The organism is Archangium sp., assembly GCF_045802675.1.
Lineage (GTDB): Bacteria > Myxococcota > Myxococcia > Myxococcales > Myxococcaceae > Archangium.
On the sequence record NZ_JBJMQO010000138.1, the window covers coordinates 89,729 to 108,881 of the forward strand.

General features: G+C 69.6%; 11 protein-coding genes and 1 pseudogene. 5 read left to right on the forward strand and 7 right to left on the reverse strand.

Annotation, left to right across the window (positions count from 1 at the left end; all coding sequences use genetic code 11):
• Positions 1 to 106 precede the first annotated feature (106 nt).
• On the reverse strand, positions 107 to 2,020 hold the full coding sequence (locus tag ACJ8AN_RS38665) for a potassium transporter Kup (RefSeq protein ID WP_407760636.1): 1,914 nt from the start codon (positions 2,018 to 2,020) through the stop codon (positions 107 to 109).
• Positions 2,021 to 2,327: 307 nt separating this feature from the next.
• On the opposite strand from ACJ8AN_RS38665, the gene ACJ8AN_RS38670 reads away from it, so the two are divergent.
• A complete protein-coding gene (locus tag ACJ8AN_RS38670) occupies positions 2,328 to 5,582 on the forward strand; it encodes a GAF domain-containing protein (RefSeq protein WP_407760637.1) in 3,255 nt (1,084 codons plus the stop codon).
• Positions 5,583 to 5,690: 108 nt separating this feature from the next.
• On the forward strand, positions 5,691 to 5,984 hold the full coding sequence (locus tag ACJ8AN_RS38675; RefSeq protein WP_407760638.1) for a DUF378 domain-containing protein: 294 nt from the start codon (positions 5,691 to 5,693) through the stop codon (positions 5,982 to 5,984).
• A 189-nt stretch (positions 5,985 to 6,173) separates the two neighbouring features.
• Here ACJ8AN_RS38675 and ACJ8AN_RS38680 read toward each other — a convergent pair whose 3' ends face one another.
• From ACJ8AN_RS38680 to ACJ8AN_RS38695, 4 genes are all read right to left on the reverse strand, one after another.
• A complete protein-coding gene (locus tag ACJ8AN_RS38680; RefSeq protein ID WP_407760639.1) occupies positions 6,174 to 7,526 on the reverse strand; it encodes a peroxidase family protein in 1,353 nt (450 codons plus the stop codon).
• A gap of 406 nt (positions 7,527 to 7,932) precedes the next feature.
• Complete coding sequence (locus tag ACJ8AN_RS38685; RefSeq protein ID WP_407760640.1) at positions 7,933 to 9,954, reverse strand: S9 family peptidase; 2,022 nt, start codon at positions 9,952 to 9,954, stop codon at positions 7,933 to 7,935.
• Between the two features lie 217 nt (positions 9,955 to 10,171).
• Positions 10,172 to 11,437 (reverse strand): cytochrome-c peroxidase, encoded by a 1,266-nt coding sequence (locus ACJ8AN_RS38690; RefSeq protein WP_407760641.1) that lies wholly within the window; start codon positions 11,435 to 11,437, stop codon positions 10,172 to 10,174.
• Between the two features lie 102 nt (positions 11,438 to 11,539).
• A complete protein-coding gene (locus ACJ8AN_RS38695) occupies positions 11,540 to 12,589 on the reverse strand; it encodes a glycoside hydrolase family 43 protein (protein WP_407760642.1) in 1,050 nt (349 codons plus the stop codon).
• 135 nt (positions 12,590 to 12,724) lie between these two features.
• Between ACJ8AN_RS38695 and ACJ8AN_RS38700 the strand changes: the two genes are divergently transcribed.
• Positions 12,725 to 14,692 (forward strand): carboxypeptidase regulatory-like domain-containing protein, encoded by a 1,968-nt coding sequence (locus ACJ8AN_RS38700; RefSeq protein WP_407760643.1) that lies wholly within the window; start codon positions 12,725 to 12,727, stop codon positions 14,690 to 14,692.
• Between the two features lie 51 nt (positions 14,693 to 14,743).
• Here ACJ8AN_RS38700 and ACJ8AN_RS38705 read toward each other — a convergent pair whose 3' ends face one another.
• Positions 14,744 to 16,069, reverse strand: a complete 1,326-nt coding sequence (locus tag ACJ8AN_RS38705; protein ID WP_407760644.1) for an alkaline phosphatase D family protein — start codon at positions 16,067 to 16,069, stop codon at positions 14,744 to 14,746.
• Between the two features lie 762 nt (positions 16,070 to 16,831).
• On the opposite strand from ACJ8AN_RS38705, the gene ACJ8AN_RS38710 reads away from it, so the two are divergent.
• Both ACJ8AN_RS38710 and ACJ8AN_RS38715 read left to right on the forward strand, forming a co-directional pair.
• Positions 16,832 to 17,845, forward strand: coding sequence for a hypothetical protein (locus tag ACJ8AN_RS38710; RefSeq protein ID WP_407760645.1), 1,014 nt, complete (start codon positions 16,832 to 16,834; stop codon positions 17,843 to 17,845).
• An 85-nt stretch (positions 17,846 to 17,930) separates the two neighbouring features.
• Positions 17,931 to 18,026, forward strand: a pseudogene (locus tag ACJ8AN_RS38715) (DUF6310 domain-containing protein); the annotation flags it as partial.
• Between the two features lie 102 nt (positions 18,027 to 18,128).
• Here ACJ8AN_RS38715 and ACJ8AN_RS38720 read toward each other — a convergent pair.
• Positions 18,129 to 18,926: a hypothetical protein gene (locus ACJ8AN_RS38720; protein ID WP_407760646.1), complete on the reverse strand. Its 798-nt coding sequence runs from the start codon at positions 18,924 to 18,926 to the stop codon at positions 18,129 to 18,131.
• Positions 18,927 to 19,153: the final 227 nt, after the last annotated feature.

Here is a 19,153-nt window from a genome sequence, read left to right on the forward strand (position 1 = left end):
AGCCTCGCCCCTCCGCGTCAGACCGCCGCGAGCCCCCGCGTCTCCCGGCGAGGGCGTCCCCGACATGCCCTTGATGTTCGGCCTGTCCGTGCGGAAGGCCGGCTGACTACAGCTCCACCTGGGCGCCCAGTTCCACCACGCGGTTGGGCGGAATCCGGAAGTACGCCGTCGCGCTGCGCGCGTTGCGCGACATCCACGCGAACAGCCCCTCGCGCCACATCGCCATCCCCGGCCTCTTGCTGGGAATGAGCGTCTCGCGCCCGAGGAAGAACGACGTCCCCATCAGGTTGAACTGCAACCCCTTCTCCCTCCCCCGCTTGAGGATGTCCGGGATGCTGGGGTTCTCCATGAAGCCGTAGCGGGCAATCACCCGCACGAAGCCCTCCTCCAGCTTGATGACCTCCACCCGGTCGTCCGCCTGCACGTGCGGCACGTCCTCGGAGGCGATGGTGAGCAGCATCACCTGCTCGTGCAGCACCTTGTTGTGCTTGAGGTTGTGCAGGAGCGCCGGCGGCGTGCCCTCGGAGCTGCCCGTCATGAAGATGGCCGTCCCCGGCACCCGCACCGGCGGATGGTTGCCGAAGCTCTCCAGCAAGTCCTTCAGCGGCATGGTGGTGCTGCGCAGCCGGCTCGCCAGGATGTCCCGGCCCCGCTTCCACGTCGTCATCAGCGTGAACACCAGCACCGCCAGCAGCAGCGGGAACCAGCCTCCCGCGGCGATCTTCACCACGTTGGCCCCGAAGAAGCTCACGTCCACCAGCGCGAACACGCCCGCGATCGGCAGCGCCACCGCCCTCGAGACGTTCCACCGCTCGCGCGCCACCACGTACGCCAGCCCCGTCGTAATGCCCATTGTCGACGTCACCGCGATGCCGTACGCCGACGCCAGGTTGGTGGACGACTTGAAGCCCAGCACCAGCACGATGACGCCCGCCAGCATCACCAGGTTGATGCCCGGCAGGTAGATTTGACCCCGCTCCTCCGCCGAGGTGTGCACCACCTCCAGGCGCGGGCTGTAGCCGAGCTGAATCGCCTGCTGCGTGATGGAGAACACCCCCGAGATGAGCGCCTGCGAGGCAATCACCGTCGCCACCGTGGCCAGCGCCACCAGCGGATAGAGCGACCACTCCGGCGCCATCTTGAAGAAGGGGTTGCTCGCCGCGCTCGGGTCGCGCAACAGCAGCGCCCCCTGCCCCATGTAGTTGAGCATCAGCGCCGGCAGCACCACCGTGAACCACGCCCACTTGATGGGCCTCCAGCCGAAGTGGCCCATGTCCGCGTAGAGCGCCTCGCCTCCCGTCACCACCAGGAACACCCCGCCCAGCACCAGGAAGCCGTGCCAGTGGTTGGCCATGAAGAAGCGCACCGCCTGCATCGGCGAGAGCGCCCACACCACCGCCGGGTACGTCACCATCTCCTTCACCCCCAGCACCGCCAGGGTGAGGAACCACACCAGCATGAAGGGGCCGAAGATGGCGCCAATCCCCGCCGTCCCGTGCCGCTGAATCAGGAACAGCCCCACCAGGATGATGATGGTCAGCGGCTGGATGTACGGCACGAAGAAGGGCGTGGCCACGCTCAGGCCCTCCACCGCGCTGAGCACCGAGATGGCCGGCGTAATCAACCCGTCCCCGTACAGGAGCGCCGCCCCGAAGATGCCCAGCGTGATCACCACCGGGCGCACCTTCACCTCCTCGCCCCGCTTGCGCTGCATCGCCAGCGCCATCAGCGCCAGAATCCCTCCCTCGCCCCGGTTGTCCGCCCTCATCACGAACACCAGGTACTTCACCGACACCACGACGATGAGCGCCCAGAAGATGAGCGACAGCACCCCGAGCACGTTCTCGTGCGTGGCCGCCACGCCGTGCTCGCCGGTGAAACACTCACGCAGCGCGTACAGCGGGCTGGTACCGATGTCCCCGTAGACGATGCCCAGCGCCCCCAGCGCCATCGTGGCGACGCGTTTGTAGGGCTCCGAGGCTTCCGGAACGGCGGGGTTGGCGGGAGATGAAGCACTCATGGGCGCCTCCTCTAACCCAACCCCGGCCCGGGAACAGCCCTTTGCCACCCTCCCGTCACTCCGAAAGCCCGGCTTCCCGGACTTCCTCGCCCGTTTCCGTACTCCCAGTCACGCCAGCAACATATTTGAGTCCCAAAGAGCCCGCCCCCGGGCGCCTGCGGACCGCGGACGGAGGGAGGAGCCCGCGGGCCCCTCCGTCCGGAATCCATCGTTTCGCCGGTGGGGAGGCGCAGGCCCAACCTCATGGATTCTGCGTGAGTCGCGGTTTCGTGCTCACATGCGCGCGACAGCGACTGGCGGAGACCCCGTGGGAGCAGGAGCCAGAGAGGGACGCGCGCAGGACGCCCGGGAGGCGGAGGCCGAGCGGCTGGCGCTGCTCGTCGACGCGTCCCACCAGCTCGCCGACGCCGGCCTCGAGCCCCCCACCGTGCTCGACCGCCTGTGCGCGCTGCTCGTCCCCCGGCTGGGCACCACCTGCCACGTGCGCCTGCTGTCCGAGGATGGGCAGTGGCTCAACCCGGCGGCCTCGGCGCACACCGACCCGCACACATGCCCCGCGCCGCGGTGCCTCGCCACCGAGCCGCTGCGCGTGGACGAGGAGCCCCACGCCTCGGTGCTGCGCACCGGCCAGCCCGTCCTCCTCACTCCCGAGGAGCTGGCCCGGCGCCAGCACCGGCCAGGCGAGCACGTGCCCCCGTCCTGCCTGACGCACCTCCACGCCTCGCACCTGCTGGTGCTGCCGCTGCGCGTGCGCCAACGCCCCCTGGGCACGCTCGCCCTCCTGCGCGAGCCGGACGCGCCCGCCTTCGAGCGGACCGAGCAGCTGCTGCTCCAGGAGCTGGCGGACCGCGCCGGGCTGGCCCTGGACGTGGCGCGCGCCTACGAGGCCGAGCGCCGGGCCCGGCACGCGGCGGAGGTGGCCGCCGAGCGGCTCGCGCGCCAGCAGCGCGTCACCGAGGCCCTCAGCGAGGCCCTCACCCCCGCGGACGTGGCCCGCGTCATCGTCGAGGAGATGATTGCCGCCCTCGGCGCGGACCGGGCGGTCGCCGCCGCCCCGCTCCCGGACGAGCCCGAGCAGCTCGAGGTGCTCAGCCACCGGGGCATTCCACCCGGGGAGCTGGCGCGCTGGAGCCGCATCCCCACCACCGCGCCCCTCCCCACCGCCGTGGCGTACCGCACGGGCGAGCCGGTGTGGCTGGAGTCGCCGCGGCCGGGCGCCGCCTCCTTCCCCGAGTCCCTCGTCGCCGGGCCGGAGGTGACGCGGGCCGTGGCCGCCCTGCCGCTGCGCACGCGCGGGCGCACCCTGGGCGTCATCGCCTTCGGCTTCGACTCGCCCCGGCCGCTCGGCCCGGACGAGCGCGGCATGCTGCTGGACCTGGCCCGGCAGAGCGCCCAGGCCCTCGAGCGCGCCTGGCTCTACGAAACCGCCCAGAACGCCCGCACCCGCGCCGAGCGCGTGGCCGCGCGCACCGCCCGCCTCCAGACGCTCAACGCCGCCCTCTCCCAGGTGCTCACCGCGCCCCGCGTGGCCGAGGTGGTCATCGACCAGGCGGTGGCGGCCATCGGCGCCCGGCTGGGGTGTCTGTGGCTGGTGGACGCGCCCTGCACCCAGGCCTCGCTGTTGCGCTGCGTGGGGCTCCCCCCCGAGGTGGCCGCGGCCGTGAGCCCCCTGACGCTCGGGCAGGGCATGCCCATGGACGACGCCCTCCAGCGCCGGCAGCCGGTGCTGCTCGAGTCACGCGAGGAGATCGCCCGCCGCTACCCCGCCATGGAGCAGCAGGTGCGTGCGCTCTCGCCCACCACGAGCTCGCTCGCCATGGCGTGCGTGCCCATGGTGGTGGATGAGCGCGCCCTGGGCGTACTCATCTTCGGCTTCTCCTCGGTGCACCGCTTCGACGACGACGAGCGCGTCTTCCTCGCGCTGCTGGCCCACCACGCCGCCCAGGCGCTCGAGCGCGCCCGGCTCTTCGCCCAGGAGCGCAGTGCCCGCGAGGCGCTGCGCGAGGCCCACCACACGCTGGAGGCCATCGTCCAGTCCTCGCCCACCGCCATCACCCTGATGGAGCTGGACGGCACGGTGCGCCTGTGGAACCCCGCCGCCGAGCACATCTTCGGCTGGAAGGCGTGCGAGGTGATGGGCCGCTTCATCCCCACCGTGCCCGGAGAGAAGCTGGAGGAGTTCCGCGACAACCTGGAACGGGTGGCCCGCGGCGAGTCCATCCTCGGCCTGGAGACGCGGCGCCACCGGCGCGACGGCACCCTCATCGACGTGTCCATGTGGGGCACCGCGGTGAGCGTGGCCGGAGAGCGGCGGCTGTGCCTGACCGTGCAAGCGGACATCACCGAGCGCAAGCGCGCCGAGGCCGCCCTGCGCTTCCTCGCCGAGGCCAGCACCGTGCTCGCCAGCTCCCTGGAGCACGAGGTGACGCTGGAGCGCGTGGCGCACCTGGCCGTCCCCACGTACGCGGATGGCTGCTACGTGTACCTGCTCGGCGAGGGGGGCGCGGTGAGCTGCGTGGCCACCGCCCGCGCCGAGCCGCAGCCGGAGCTGCCCCGGGAGCTGGGGCCGCTGGCCCCCGGAGAGTCGGCCGTCTCGCGCGTCATCCGCTCGGGACAGCCGGAGCTGTGCGCGGATTGCAGCGGCCGCGCCCCTCCACCGCCCGGAGAGTCCTCGCTGCCGTGCGAGCGGGCGGCGCGCTCCTATCTGTGCGTGCCCCTGCTGGTGCGCGGACAAACCATCGGCGCGCTGTCCTTCGTCTCCTCGCACCACGGCTATGACGCGCAACACCTCGCCCTGGCACAGGACCTGGCCCGGCACGCCGCGCTGGCCATCGACAACGCCCGCCTCTACCGCGAGGCCCGCGACGCCATCCGCCTGCGCGAGGAGTTCCTCTCCATCGCCAGCCACGAGCTGCGCACCCCCATCACCGCGCTGCGGCTCCAGGTGCAGGGGCTGCTCGGAGCGCTCGCGCGCGGCCCCGAGTGCATTTCGCCCCAACGGCTGCGCCGCGGCCTGGAGGGGGTGGACCGGCAGGTGAAGCGGCAGATGCAGCTGGTGAATGATCTGCTCGACGTGTCGCGGATGGAGGCGGGCCGGCTGGTGCCGCGGCCGGAACCGCTGGAGCTCTCCGCCCTGGTGCGCGAGGTGGTGGAGCACTTCGAGCAGGACCTGGCGCGCACCGGCTCCCGCCTCACGCTGCACGCGCCGGCGCCGGTGTGCGGCAGCTGGGACCGGCCGAGGCTGGAGCAGGTGGTGGTGAACCTCGTGGCCAACGCGGTGAAGTACGGGCAGGGCAAGCCCATCGAGCTCACCGTGGAGGCCGAGGGAGAGTGGGCGCGGCTCACCGTGCGGGACGAGGGCATCGGCATCGCCCCCGAGCACCTGGAGCGCGTCTTCGGCCGCTTCGAGCGCGCCGTGTCCGAGCGCCACTACGGCGGCTTCGGCCTGGGGCTGTGGATTGCCCGGGAGGTCATCGAGGCGATGGGCGGCCGCATCACCGTGAGCAGCCAGCTGGGCGTGGGCTCCACCTTCCGCGTGGAGCTGCCGCGCGGGCCGGGGTGAAGCGGAGGGCGGCCGGGCAGCCGGGCGCCCTGGTGCGACGGTGACCGGCGACACATTCGCGAAGTGGCGCCTCCATCAGGGCGGACTTTTTGCCCGAAAGGAAGCGCGATGGACGCGAGAACGCACCTGAATCCCGGCCTCTTCAACAAGCTGCTCGCCGTGCTGGTCATCCTCGGCGCGCTCAACTGGGGGCTCATCGGCTTCTTCAAATGGAACCTGGTGACGGCCCTGCTCGGCGGCGACGTGCACCCCTCGGCGGCCAGCCCGCTCGGCCAGGTCTTCTACATCCTGGTGGGCCTGGCGGGACTGGCGCTCGCCTTCACCTACCCGTGGCGGAGCAGGCGGGTGACGCCCGGCGCGACGCCGCCGCGGTACGAGCCACGCCGGGAAGTGCACCCCTGAGCGGCTCGCTCGAAGCGCTCGACACCCACGGGGCTCGCTCTCCTCTGGAGGGCGAGCCCTTCGTGTCACACGAAAGCAGCTGTGCGGAGTGCCCCCGCTCACGCGGACATGAAACGACCCCGGCCAGGGGCTCGAGGGCCTCCGGCCAGGGTCTTCTTCCACGGCTCTTCACTTCACCGCCCGCTCACTTCAGGGCAGCAGGTTCTTCGAGTCGTTGATGGGCGACGGGTCTCCCACGAAGGAGAGCAGGTCCGTCATGTCGAAGTCGCCCGGCTTGGACGCGGGCAGCGTGGGCGTCCACTGCGGGTTGCTCGCGAGGAACGAGCTGGAGTCCAGCTCCAGCAGGCCCACGAAGACCTCGGAGAGGATGCGGCTGCCCACGGGGCCCAGGTGCTTGCTGTTGCCGCGCTGCTCGGCCTCCTTGAGGACGTAGTACCAGAGCGGCGTCTCGACGTGCAGGTTGAGCTTCGCCGCCACCTCGCCATCCGGCCCCTTGGCGATGTCCTTGGGCGAGAGCGGCTCGAGGCGCATGCGCCGCGCCACGTTCTGCCCCGAGGGCAGGCCCAGGCTGCGCCCGCGCTTGAGGTTGGCGATGGGCAGGTTCACCCCCGGCGTCACGCCGTGGTCGGGAATCTCCGAGAGCGTCGGCGAGAGGAACGGGTCCAGCTTGCGGCTCAGGCCCGCCGTCACCCCGTCGTTCTGGAACTTGAAGAAGCGCCGCCAGTCGATGATCCAATCGCTGGGGATGGGCACGCCCGTGCCCGAGCGCCCGGAGAAGCGGAACAGCAGGGCGAGCGACGCCGGCACCTTCTTGCGCGGGCCGTTCTTGAAGGTGAAGACCTCGTTGTAGTCATACGCCTCGCGCACCATGCTGTGCCCCAGGCGGTAGGCGGCGACGGAGAACTCCACCGGGATGAAGGCATCCTCCGCGGGGACGTAGAACTGGCGGCCCTTCTCGAGCACGTCGTCGAGCACGTCCTCGTCCACCACCCGGCGTAGGAAGTCATTGAGGACGATCCACTGGTAGTGCCAGATGACGAGCTTGCGCGCCTGCTCGAACAGCGTGGCCTGGGTGGCCGACGGCGGAGGTGCGATGGTGCCGGCCTTGAGCCCATCGACGACCTTGTTGTGGAAGCGCATCATGGCCAGGTGCAACTGGGCGACGATGAGGTTCTCGTCGTTGCGCGGGTCCCCGATGATGGCCAGCGACTGCGAGCCGCGCGGCAGGTCGAACGGGAGCGCCGTCTTCACCTTCGGATCGCCGATGCCCGGGGTGGTGTTGGTGCGTCCGAGCACGAAGCGCGCCTCGTTCGGAGGGAGCTCGTAGAGGTAGGGCTGGTCGCCCGGACCCCGGCCATAGACGCAGTCCAGGTCGAGCGCGGGGGTGCGGAAGTTGTGCAGCGCCAGCGGGTCGACCAGCACCTCCTGGATGGGGGTGGTGTCGAAGGTGATGTCGTGGTCGATGAACTGGCCCAGGTACGTGTAGCCCGCGGGGATGTCCTCGTTATCGCCCTTGGGGTCCGCGGGGTTGGGGTCCTTCATCGCTCGGCCGAGCTCCTCCAGGGCCGCGATGGGTGGCAACAACGGCTGGAGCGACGGGAAGATCCGTCCGAACTTCCCCGACGGGACGAACTGTCCCAGCGGAGTTCCCTCTCCGTTACGCGGCAGAAGACCATGAATGGCTGGCATTGCTTTCCCTCCTGTGGGTACTGCGCCCGAGACAGACAGCGGTCGAAGCGTCTGTGAGCGCGGCCTGCCTCAAAGGGTGGGAAGCTCGGCGTCCTGGCAGCCACGCGCGGCGTATGAATGACCGCTCGGACACCGTGCCGCAATGCACGAAAGGGCACCTGTCGGAAACACTCCGGGCCCTCGGACCCCGGGGTGATGCGGACGCGCATCCCCGGAAAGCACCGAGGGCCCGGAAGCTCCCGACGGTAAATCCAGACAGCTACTTCGTGTCGCCGGGCGCCGGAGCGGGCGTGCCCAGGTGCTTCTCCAGGAACATCACGGTCTCCATGGTGATGGTGTCCCGGTTGGCCTTCTTGCCGAAGCCGTGGCCCTCGTCGAGCGCGAGCACGTACCAGACGTCCGAGCCCCGCGCCCGCACCGCCTTCACGATCTGCTCCGCCTCGGACTGGGGCACGCGCGGGTCATTGGCACCCTGCTGCACGAAGAGCGCGGCCTTGATGCGCTCCACCGCGTTGAGCGGGGAAATCCGCTCCTGCACCGCGCGCACCTCGGGCTGGCGCTCGTCACCGTACTCGGCGCGGCGCAGGTCGCGGCGGTAGGCCTGGGTGTTCTGCAGGAACGTGGGCAGCGAGGAGATGCCCACCACGTCCACCGCGGCCTTGATGCGCTCGGGGAAGAAGGCGGCGGTGGCCAGCACCATGTAGCCGCCGTAGGAGCCGCCGTAGACGCCCACGCGCGAGGCCTCCAGCTCCGGGCGCGAGGCGATGAAGTCCAGCGTGGCGCCGATGTCCGCGAGGCTCTGCTCGCGCTTCACCCCGTCATCCATGGCCCGGTACGCCTTGCCGTAACCCTCCGAGCCACGCACGTTGGGCACCACCACCGCCATGCCCAGCTCCACCGCGAGGAATTGGGTGAAGGTGCTCAGGTTGGGCCGGCTCTGCCCCTCGGGGCCGCCGTGGAAGAGCATCACCGTGGGCACCTTGCCCTTGCGCTCGCGCGGCAGGTAGAGGAACGCGGGCACCTCCACGCCGTCGGTGGACTTGTAGTGCACCAGCTCGGGCTCCACGAAGGAGCTCGTGTCCAGGCCGCCCACCTCCGAGCGCGTCCAGCGGGTGCTCTTCTTCGTGCGCAGGTCCACCTGGTACACGTCCGCGGGAGAGCGCGACGTGGTCACCGAGTAGGTGAGCAGGTCCGAGCGCCCGCGCGGGAAGCCCAGGCCCATGAGGACGCCGCGGGGCACCTCCACCGGGGTGAGCGAGCCGCGCCTGGTGTCCAGGAGGTACAGCTTGCCGTAGCCGTCCTCGTTCGTCGTCACGGCGAGCGTCTTGCCGTCCGGGGACAGCGCGATGCTCTGCACGTCCCAGCGGATGGACTTCGTGAGGGACGGGGGCGCGGCGGTGGCGGGCGCCTTGTCGAGGTCCAGCTTGTAGAGCTCGGCGAAGTCGCCGTAGCGGTCGGTGACGAAGTAGACGCTCTTGCCGTCCGGCGTGAGCACGGCGCCGTTGATGCTGCCCTTGCCCTCCTTGGGGGTGAGCTGGCGGCGCTCGCCCGTCTTCACGTCCACCACGTGCAGGTCCGCGTCATCCGCCGCGCGGAACTGCGTGACGAGCAGCTTGGAGCCATCGTGGGAGAACTCGCCCGGGTACCAGGAGCCCTCGGCCTCGGTGACGCGGCGGGCCTGCTTGGGGTTGTCCGTGGGCGCCACGTAGACGTCGGTGTCCTTGCCGTTGCGGCCCGTGCCCCCGTAGGCGAGCCACTTGCCGTCATCGGACGTGGAGAGCACCTCGTGGCGGCTCTTGCCGTCGGTGAGCAGCTCCGAGCGGCCATTGCGCCGGTCGAGGCGGAACACCTGGAAGAACTCGCCCCCGCCCACGTCCTGCAGGAAGAAGAGGACGTTGGGGTCGGTGGGGAGGAATTGCGCGGTGTTGATGGGCTCGGGGGTGAAGGTGAGCTGGAAGCGGGCGCCCATCGGCTGCTCCACCACGTGGAGCTGATTGGTGTCCGCGAAGCGGGTGGAGATGAGCACCTGCTTGCCGTCCGGGCTCACGTCCAGGAGGTTCGCCGAGCGCGCCTCGAGGTACTGCAGGACGCGCTTGCGCAGCTCGGGAGGAATGGCGGGGACGCCGCTGACCAGGAGGTTGGGCTGGCCAGGCAGCGGCGCAATGCCTTGCACCGTGGAGGGAGAGGCGGCGGCGGGCTTGTCCGCGGACTGCGCGAGCACCACCGCGGGAGCGCCCGTCACCAGCGAGACGAGCAGGGGCGTGAGGGTTCGGAGGTTCATGGGGCGCGTACCCTATCCCAGCCCCCTCCCCACGGGTTCTGGACGAGCTCAGCGCGGCGGGTTGCTCCGCATGGAAGCGGCGGGAATCGAACCCCCATCAAGGCGGAAGCAAAACCCCAAGCGGCCGCCCCAGAGCGCGGGGTGTTGAAGCTCAAGCCGCCACAGCCAGCCAAGAGAGCCAGGCACCTGCCGCGCCCCTCCTGGGAAAGCGGCTGCCTCAGGGCTGGGAAAAGCCATCCGACAGGGTCCCGAGGAAGGCAACGAGCGCGTCTTCCTCCTGCTCGGAGAGCCCAAGCCTTCCCAACTCTTCCGTGTTGACGTTCACCCTCACCTCCGGCGCTGGCCAGCAGTCGACGCGGGAGGGGCCGGGGGTCTCCGTGGGGCAGACGGGCAGCACATCTCGTGTGTTGTAGAAGTGGACGAAGGACTTGAGGCTCTTGAAGTAGCCGTTGTGGCCGTAGGCCTTCACGAAGTCGGGCCGGGGCCGCTTGTCCACGTTGCGCAGGGTGGGAACCCTGTGCAGTCCGAGGTTGGCTTGCGCGAACGGCCGGAAGTCCCGGCGCTGAGCCAGGAAGGCGCCCAGGCCGTTGTCCACCCAGGCGGCGCCGAGCGGGTTGAGCTCCGTCGGGGTGTACCAGGGGTTCTCCAGGTTCCGCGGCAGGCCCAGGTTGTCATACGAGTCATCGGTGAAGAGGGGGGGCTCGCCCTTGGGGCCGGGCCGGCTCGGGTGACACTGGGAGCACTTCGCCTTGCCCTCGAAGAGCTTCAGCCCCTGCTTCTCCACGGCCGTCAGCTCGGCGCGCCCGGCCAGGTACGCGTCGTACTTGGAGGAGAAGGCATTGACCTCCCGGGAGCCCTCGTAGGCCGCGATGGCGCGGGCGATGTCGTCATAGGCCCGGTCCACGTTGGCGCCGTCGCAGCTGTCCTGTCCGTAGACGTCCCGGAAGAGCGTCCCGTACGACCCGGCGCACACCTTGGCGACGACGGAGGCGGCACTGGGGTTGTTCTGCTCCACGGGGTTGAGGAAGGGCCCCTGGGCCTGGTCCGCGGCGGGGTTGCCCAGCTTCTCACCGGTGGCACGGCCATCCGAGAAGCGGCCCCCTTGGAACTTGCCCTGCGGCTCGATGAGGTGGAGGACGGGGGCGCGCGTGGCGTATGCGGCCGAGGGCGGCTTGCGGTTGCCGAACCGCCCTGGCACGGCGCCTTCGTAGACGGTCCCGTGCGCGTTGATGTTGGCATCCGCGCCCGTCCAGCCCGCCGCGGGTCCATGGCACGAGGCGCACGACTGCCCGGGCGGCTCGGACAGCCGGGTGTCGAAGAAGAGGCTCTTGCCGAGCTGCTCCACGGACGTGAGCGCCGGGGAGTGCACCTCGTGCGCGGCCCTGCCGACGTCCTGCCCGGCCCTCTCGCCCGGGGTGATGCTGCCACGGCCGATGCCACCGAGTGCCAGCGGCCCGAGCAGTGCCACGAAAGCCAGGCGCACCTGCCTCCACCGGCTCGCGCGCGCAGCTCCAACACCCTTCACCCCAAGCGCAAAGTCTCTCATGGCTTCCCCTCGTCCCAGGTGTCAGTCCCCGGATTGGCGTCAGTCCCCCGGATTGAGGAACAGATTGACAACCGGGTCGTTGGTGGAGCTCCAGCCCAGCACGCCGACGTACATTCCCCGGCGACCCCCGGTGTCGGTCTGCGAGTCGAAGCCGGTCGGGCAGGGGGTGCTGCCGCACAGCCAGCCGTGGAAGAAGATGCGCTGCCCGCCGTCGAGCGCCGCCGCGATGTCCCCGCCGCCGGGGCCGCACACCCCGCTCGTGCTCGCGGGGGTGAGCAGCGTGTTCTGCGTGACGGTGTTGAAGGCGTTGGACGCCAGGCTGGAGGCCCGCATCCAGATGGTCTCGTAGCTGCACTGGTTGTAGGGGCCGCGCGAGGCGAACAGGACGTAGGCCCCACCGCGCTTCACCATGACGGGGTTCTCCACGATGCGGTCCGAGCGGCTCAGCTGGCGGCTGGTGGCACCGCTGAACACGTGGGTGCCGGCCGCGTTGAGCTGGACGATGCGCAGCGACGACGGCAACTGCTGCGTCTTGTAGAGCAGGTAGCGCACGCCGTCGCTGTCCTTGAAGCCGGACGGGTCGATGACGCCGGCGGTCGAGATGGGACGGTTCGGGACGGTGTCGTCCGCGGTGGGGGTGGCCGCCAGGCCCGGGCAGACCAGCGGCCCGCCGCCAATCGGGGTGAAGGGCCCCAGGGGCGTACTGGCGGTGGCCGCCCCGATGCAGCGCTGGCCACTGTCCAACCCGGCCACCGGAGCGGCGAAGTAGAGCACCCACTCGGTCGCGCTGATCCGCTCGATGTCCGGGGCCCACATGCTGCTGCCCGTGGCCCAGGAGGGCTTGACGGTGAGCGCCGGGCCCTCGGCCACCCACGGGCCGGAGGCGAAGTCGCCCTGGGCCGAGGGGACGAGGCTCCCGGTCGACATGCCGTAGAACTGGCCGTTGTCGCTGACCACGGAGGGGTCGGCGAACCCGCCGCTGGGCGCGTAGACCGGCAGCGGGGTCGCGGCCCAGGCGGGGAGGGCGCCACCGAGGCAAGCGGCGAGGGCGAGGGCCGCGCCAGAGGCGCGGCGGCGGAGTGGCTTCATGGTGGGCCTCCAGGAGGGGTACTTCCCATCCCTAGGAGGGAGGCTTTTCCCGGGAATCCCAAAAAAGAATAAGAATCCAATTTTTTTGGGATTCCCGACCCCGCACGCCCTCCGAAGAGCATGGGAGCACGCGCCATGAAGGAAGATTTTCCGATGCGGTACCGGCTTGTCGCGGGGGGTGCATTGCTCCTGCTGCTGGCACTCCTCGTGGCCACCGTGACCGGCGGCTCCGAGGGGCGAAGGGACTCCGAGGAGGCCCGGACCGCCGACACCGGGCCGGGCCCGGGCGCCTCCGCGGCGGACCCGGCGGTCAGCGCGAGCGCCTCGCTACACGGATGGGTCCAGGATGTCCGGGGGATGCCCGTGGCCGCCCGGGTGCTCGCCTTCGAGGCCGGGCCCGCGCAGACGCGGGAGGGCCTGGAGCAGTACGTGGCCGCGGAAGCGCTGGAGGCGCCCGCGCGAGCCACCGCCACCACGGGCCCGGACGGAGCCTTCATGCTTCAGGTCCCCGAGGGCCGCTACCACCTGCTGGCCGAGGTGGGAGGACGGCCCGCCGCGTTCGCCCTGGACGTGCCCGCGGGCCCATCCGAGGTGCGCCTGGTGGTGACGGACGGTGAGCGCCTGAAAGGCCAGGTGCTGGACGCGGAGGGGACCGTGGCCCGGGCCCGCGTCACCGTGATGAGCCTCGCACCCGTGTGGCGCCTGCGGGAGGTGGAGAGCGACGAGACGGGCGCCTTCGAGGTGGACGGGCTGCTCCCCCAGGTGCGCTATGGCGTGTGGGCCCGCGCGGCGTCCCATGGCGAGCGGGTGCTGCTCGTTCCCGCGTCCAAGCCCGTGACCGTGATGCTGCCCTGCGCGGTGCGTGTGGAGGGCCAGGTGCTCGAGCGCGGCGTTGCCGCTCCAGGGGCTCGGGTGTGGTCGCGCGGGAGGGGGCCGGGCGTGCGCGCCGACAGCGCGGGGCGCTTCGTGCTGGGGGGGCTCGAGTGCGGACGCAACGAACTGCTCGCCGAGAGCGCCACGGGCGTGGGCGAACTGGCCATCGAGCCGCTGCTCGAGGACACCTCGGGGGTCTTCATCTCGCTGGAGGCGGCGGGTGGGCTCCGCGTGCGGGTGGTGGAGGCACGCTCGGGCCGGACGCTCGAGGGCGCGAGCGTCCAGTCTCCGGCCGAACCGGAGGTCCTCTGGCGCGAGGAGGGCGTGGGCCACTTCCGGGCCGCTCCGCTGGCGGCGGGCACCCATGCCCTCATCGTCCGGGCGCCGGGCCATGGGGCCGTGCAGCGCCACCTCGAGGTGGGGGCGGGCCCCGAGACACAGGTCGAGGTCGAGCTGCAGCCGGAGCTCGTTCTGGCGGGCCGCATCCTGGGACCCGAGGGGCTCGGGCTGGAGGGCGCGCGGATTCACCTCACGGGACCCGGGTTGAGCGGGGGGGCGGAGGTGCGCGCGGGCGCGGAGGGACGCTTCGAGGTGCGTGAGCTCGCGGAGGACACGTATGAGCTGCGCGCCGAGCGCCCGGGGTACCTGCCCGTGAGGCGGGAGCTCCGGCTGCCGCGGACCGAGCCGCTGGAGCTCTCCCTGGCGCCCGCGGCGGCGGTGACCGTGATGGTGCTCGGCGAGCGCGGGGAGCTCGTGGAGCAGGCGTCTGTCACCCTCTCGGGGGTGGGCGAGGGGCGCGGGGAGACGGTGCGGGAGGAAGGCACGGGCACCCGGGGCAGCGTCTACTTCGGGGGGCTCGTTCCGGGCAGCTACCTCGCGCGGGCGCGTGCCCCGGGCTACCTCCCGTCCGAGCCCGTCCCGGTGGAGGCGTGGGACGAGGAGTCCGAGCCCGTCAGGCTGGTGCTGCGCGAGGGCCTCACGCTGTCCGGCCGCGTCCGGGACGAGCGGGGCGTGCCGGTGGGCAAGGCGGACGTGGGCCTCCTGGGGGAGGAAACGGGCGTGGGCAGCGTCCGCACGGATGCCCAGGGCCGCTTCACCCTGTCGGGCCTGCTCCCAGGACACATCCGGCTGCGGGTGGAGAAGTTCGGCCACCCGCCGCGAGAGGTGGAGGTGGAGCTGCCCGCATCGAACCTGGAGCTGACGCTGGAGGGCCCCGGTTTCGACAATTGACTCACGCGGCGCACACGCGGGTGCCATCGGGCACCCGCGTGTGAACCCTCTTCAGTTCTGCAGCTGCGAGCGCTTCACGACCGTCGTGGAGACGGTGACTCCCGAGCCCGTGATGGTCGAGGCCTTCAGGGGGTTGTTGATGACCTTGAACGTCACGGTGGGGTCCGCCAGCGTCGTGTCGAACTCCATGATGCCGAAGCTGTACTCGGCCGGGTCGGCGTTGACGCCAATGCCGGAAGAGGTGAGCTCATACAGCGGGTAGCCCCCCGTGGGCGTGCGCTGGGAGACCACGCTCCGGTGGATGTCACCCGTCACGAAGATCACCCCGCCAATCTTGTTCGCGGTGATGTAGTCGAAGAGCGCCTTCCTCTGGGTTCCCCAGCAGCCGGTGCTCGTGCTGCCCAGGACGGAGCCATTCACAATCACCTTGAAGGTCGCCTTCGAGGCCAGCAGCGAGGACTTCAACCAGCTGAACTGCGTCGCGCCGTACATGCTCGGCGCATACCCCGTGGGCAGCGGCACGGGGCAGTCGCGTCCCCAGCGGTCATCCATCATGAAGAACTCCGCGCCGCCGACGGCGCTCGCATCCCCGCCCCAGGTGAACTTGTGGTAGATGCCGTCGCCGGCGAACGGGGGGTGGGGATAGACGGACGCGTATGCCGCGCGGGCGATGTCCTTCCGGGCGAAGGTGCCATCCTCGTCGTTCGGACCGTAGTCATGGTCATCCCAGGTGGCGAACGTCGGGAAGGCGCGGAAGACGTTCGTGAACTCCGGCACCGCGCGCTGCTCGAAGTACTTGGACCAGTAGACGTCATTCGTGAGGGTCACGTCCCGGGGCGTGTACATGTTGTCCCCCGCGAGCAGCACGAGGTTGGGCTCTCCCGTGTTGAGTTGCTCGTACATGATGTCCCACGAGGGCTGGCTCGGCTGGTTCGCGCCACTCATGCAGGACGCGGCGCCGACCTTGAAGCGCGACGGTCCATCCGGCTCGGTGGTGAAATAGAAACCACCGCGCTCGCCGGTGTAGCCCGCGGCGAAGATTCCATAGTGGTACTTGGTGTTCGCCTTCAGTCCCTCGACCACGCCCTTCCACGAGCGGAAGCCGGCTCCGGTTCCCGTGGACGTCATCTGCACCGTGGACACCCAGCAGGTATCGCAGGCGGTCGCCTCGCGGGCGCGCAGGGTCAGCGTCTCGGTGCTGGAGTCGCCGAAGGTGGCCGAGGTGCCCACCCAGATGCTGGCGCCGGTCTGATAGGCACGGCCCACGAAGGGCACGCGTACGAGGGGCGAGGCGAAGGCCTGAGCGGCGGTGGGAGCCACGAGGCCGATGGCCCCGACCGCTCCCAGCAGTACGTTGCGCACGGAATTCTTTGTCATTGTCTTTTCCTCTGAACCCTCAGGCGTGCGCAAGGGGGGGAACGGGCAACGCCTGAGCTGTTCACCTTTCGAAGGGAGAGCTTCTCCCCACTTCATAGAGAGCCCGTCCTGGCTGTTGTCCCAAAAAAAGCGAAATAACCCTTAAAAAAAGAAATCTCCCCACCCGGGAGCTCTCCAGCGCCTGGGATTACTTCGGCTGTGTGTCGCTGATCGACACCTGTTTCAGCACCACATCCTTCACCGGCTTGTTCTGCCCGGCCGTCGGCACCTTCGAGATGCAAGCCGCCACTGAGCCTGGCACCCGCGGCGATCATTCACGCGTCCAACCTCTGGGGCCTGCAGCGCTTCTGAGCGGTGTCGTCGCCACGGGCCTCGCAACGACACTCGGAAACCCATGGGCAGTCGCGCCCAGCGCTCGCAGCTCGTGAGGCAGTGGGCCGATGCGTCGCTGGCATTTTGTGCCTTTAGAATAAAATTATCACATCACTGTTGATTCTCAGCCAGAACCAGCGCAGGCTGAGGAGGTCTCAGGGCAGAGGCCGAAAGGGCGACCCGTCTCGAAAGGGCGGGTGCAAAGACGTGCCCCTCCGGGCGATGAGCCCCGAGTCAAGCGTCCGTGACGGGGATGAGCTTCGCCGTACTGCCGTAGAGAAGCTCGCACTGCCGTGCTCGAAACCTGTGAGTCCTGAAGACAGCACGCTTCAGGGAACACATTTCGGACATCTCACCCGGCGACATAACTCGTAGAGCGGGTGAGAAAACATGTCCAAACTGAAGAACCTTTGCGCCAGCGTCATTGTCATTCTCGCGGTCGGTTGCGGCAATCCGATGGATGGCCAGGCTCCGGTCGGTGAGGAGGACACGAGCCCGGACTTTCAAACGTCCCAGGGCGCTGTATCGGCTGGCTACTTCAATACATACACCGACGTCGTCGCTTCTTTGCCGAACGGGAACGGCTGCACCGTGACCCAGGGGTTCACCACGGGCTCGACGTACGCCTACACCGTCAAAATCATGAGCGATGAATCGAAGCAGGTCATCTATCGGACGAACATGACCGATGGGTCGACGACGCTCATGACGAATGGTGACGACGGCACGACGTACGCGACCTACCTCGGACATGCGAACGACATCGTGCTCGCGACCATCAATTCGACGACCTACATGTACGTCGCGACGATGAAGAACGACAGCTATGCCGTCGTGAAGCTGCGGTATTCAGGCGCCACCTTCTACAAGGCGGGCAACTACACCATCAGCCTCGGCGGTACCGCCAAAGCGATGAGCGCCATGAAGATCCTCTCCCACGACAACACGATCGTGAACTTCATCTTCAAGTCTGGCGCCTCCCTCTATAAGGGCTCCATCGGCGCGACGGCCTCGACCGGAACCATCAGCGTGTCTTCGGCGTTCTCGCTCGATCTCGCCCACTCGACGGTCAATGGCAGCGCGCTCGATGCGAGCGCGTACATCTCTCAGGGCATGGGCCTGTACAGTGATGACATTTACGTCCCGCTGACCGCGGGCGCGGCTGGCGCGACCGGCGGCAACGTGAGCATCGTCTTGGTCTACCGCGACGCCTCGACCCGTACGGGCAGCATCACGAACGACCCCGGCACGACGTTCCGAATCACCTCCAGCGCGTACCCATACCTGTTCGAGATTGAAGCGGTGTCGGTCGGCCCGGATGGCAAGCTCTGGTTTGCCACCAATCGCAAGACGGATTCTGCGGACAGCACTCACGACTCCGTTTCGTACTTCAACGGTTTCTGACGGTTGAGACGCTCTGGGTCATCCAGGCGCGAAGTCCGGGGCGGCGCGAGCGTGGCTGGCTCGCGCCGTTGCCATTTCAGCCACCATGACCGGGGCCGGATACAACTTTGCCGTGGGTGTGCGCAGCAAAGCTCACAAGGAAGCCCTGCTGAAGGCAGACAATACCCTTGATGTGGTTGTCATGCGTGCTTGCTCTCCAGGTCCTCACCGTGCCGTGCATCCCGTTCATCGTGAACGTTCGCGGCTCCGCCAGCTCGCCAGGGTCACCCGCCTCGCGCTCCTGCTACGGCCCGACCGACTGGGGCGGTGGCTTCGCGCTGAAGGCGGCCAGGTAGCACTTGTCCTCGTACTCGTAGAGCACGTCCGGGCACGGGGCCTTCAGCGCATGCTCCGCCCAGCAGCCTCCGTTGATCTCCACCTCGACGTAGCGGGTGCAGGGAGGGCGCTTCTGACCTTTCAGGGGCTCGCGCGGCAGCGGACGGGCGACCACCAGTTCCCCTGCGTCCACGGTGTCCGCGAGAAAACTGCCGCCGAAAGGCTCATCCGGCGTCCCGCCCGCATCCTGTGCGTTGTCGCTGATGAGCACGGGCGGGGAGTCCACCACGGGCCCCGAGCCGCTCGGAGGTGGAGACCCGGAGGCCAGACGCAGCAGCGTGAAGATCAGGGTGCACACCGCGGCGGCACTCGCCAAGCGCAGCCCCTGGCGCCAGAGGGGGCGGGGCGCCTCGGGACCCTCGAAGGCGCGAGTCATGTGCCGTACGCCCTCGTGCACATCCTCGAGAGTGAACAGCAGCGACTCCACCGGCTGCTTGTCGGGAGCCACGGCCCAGGGGGTCTGCTCCACCTGCATGGCGACGTAACGCTCCGAGGCCGAGGCGCTGAGGAGCACCCGCCAGTCCTTCTCGGGGACCTTGTCCTCCTCGGAGGGCTTGAGCACCAGGGCCGTGGCCCCGCTCGTTTCGTGCGTGGCCCGGTAGAGCTCACCCGGACTGCCAGGGGACTGTGGCACCTGATCCTGGAGCTTGTATGGCCCCAGCTGCTCCAGTTCCTCGCCGCTCGCCTCGTTCTTCTTGTCGTCCATGCGTGCTCCTCACGGGCCCGCCCCACCCGCTGCAGGCCCGGAGCAGGTGTTCGCATGGAGCCGAGCCTCGACTCCAGGAGCCACTCGGTGACCTCCGGGGCCTCCTACCCCACGGGTGCATGGTTTCTCGACGCCAAGTCGCCCCTTCGGCGTCCTGGGCCAGCCCCGGGGCGACGCGCCACGGGGCCATGTCCTAGAATCGCGGTGTGGCCATGGGGAACGAAATC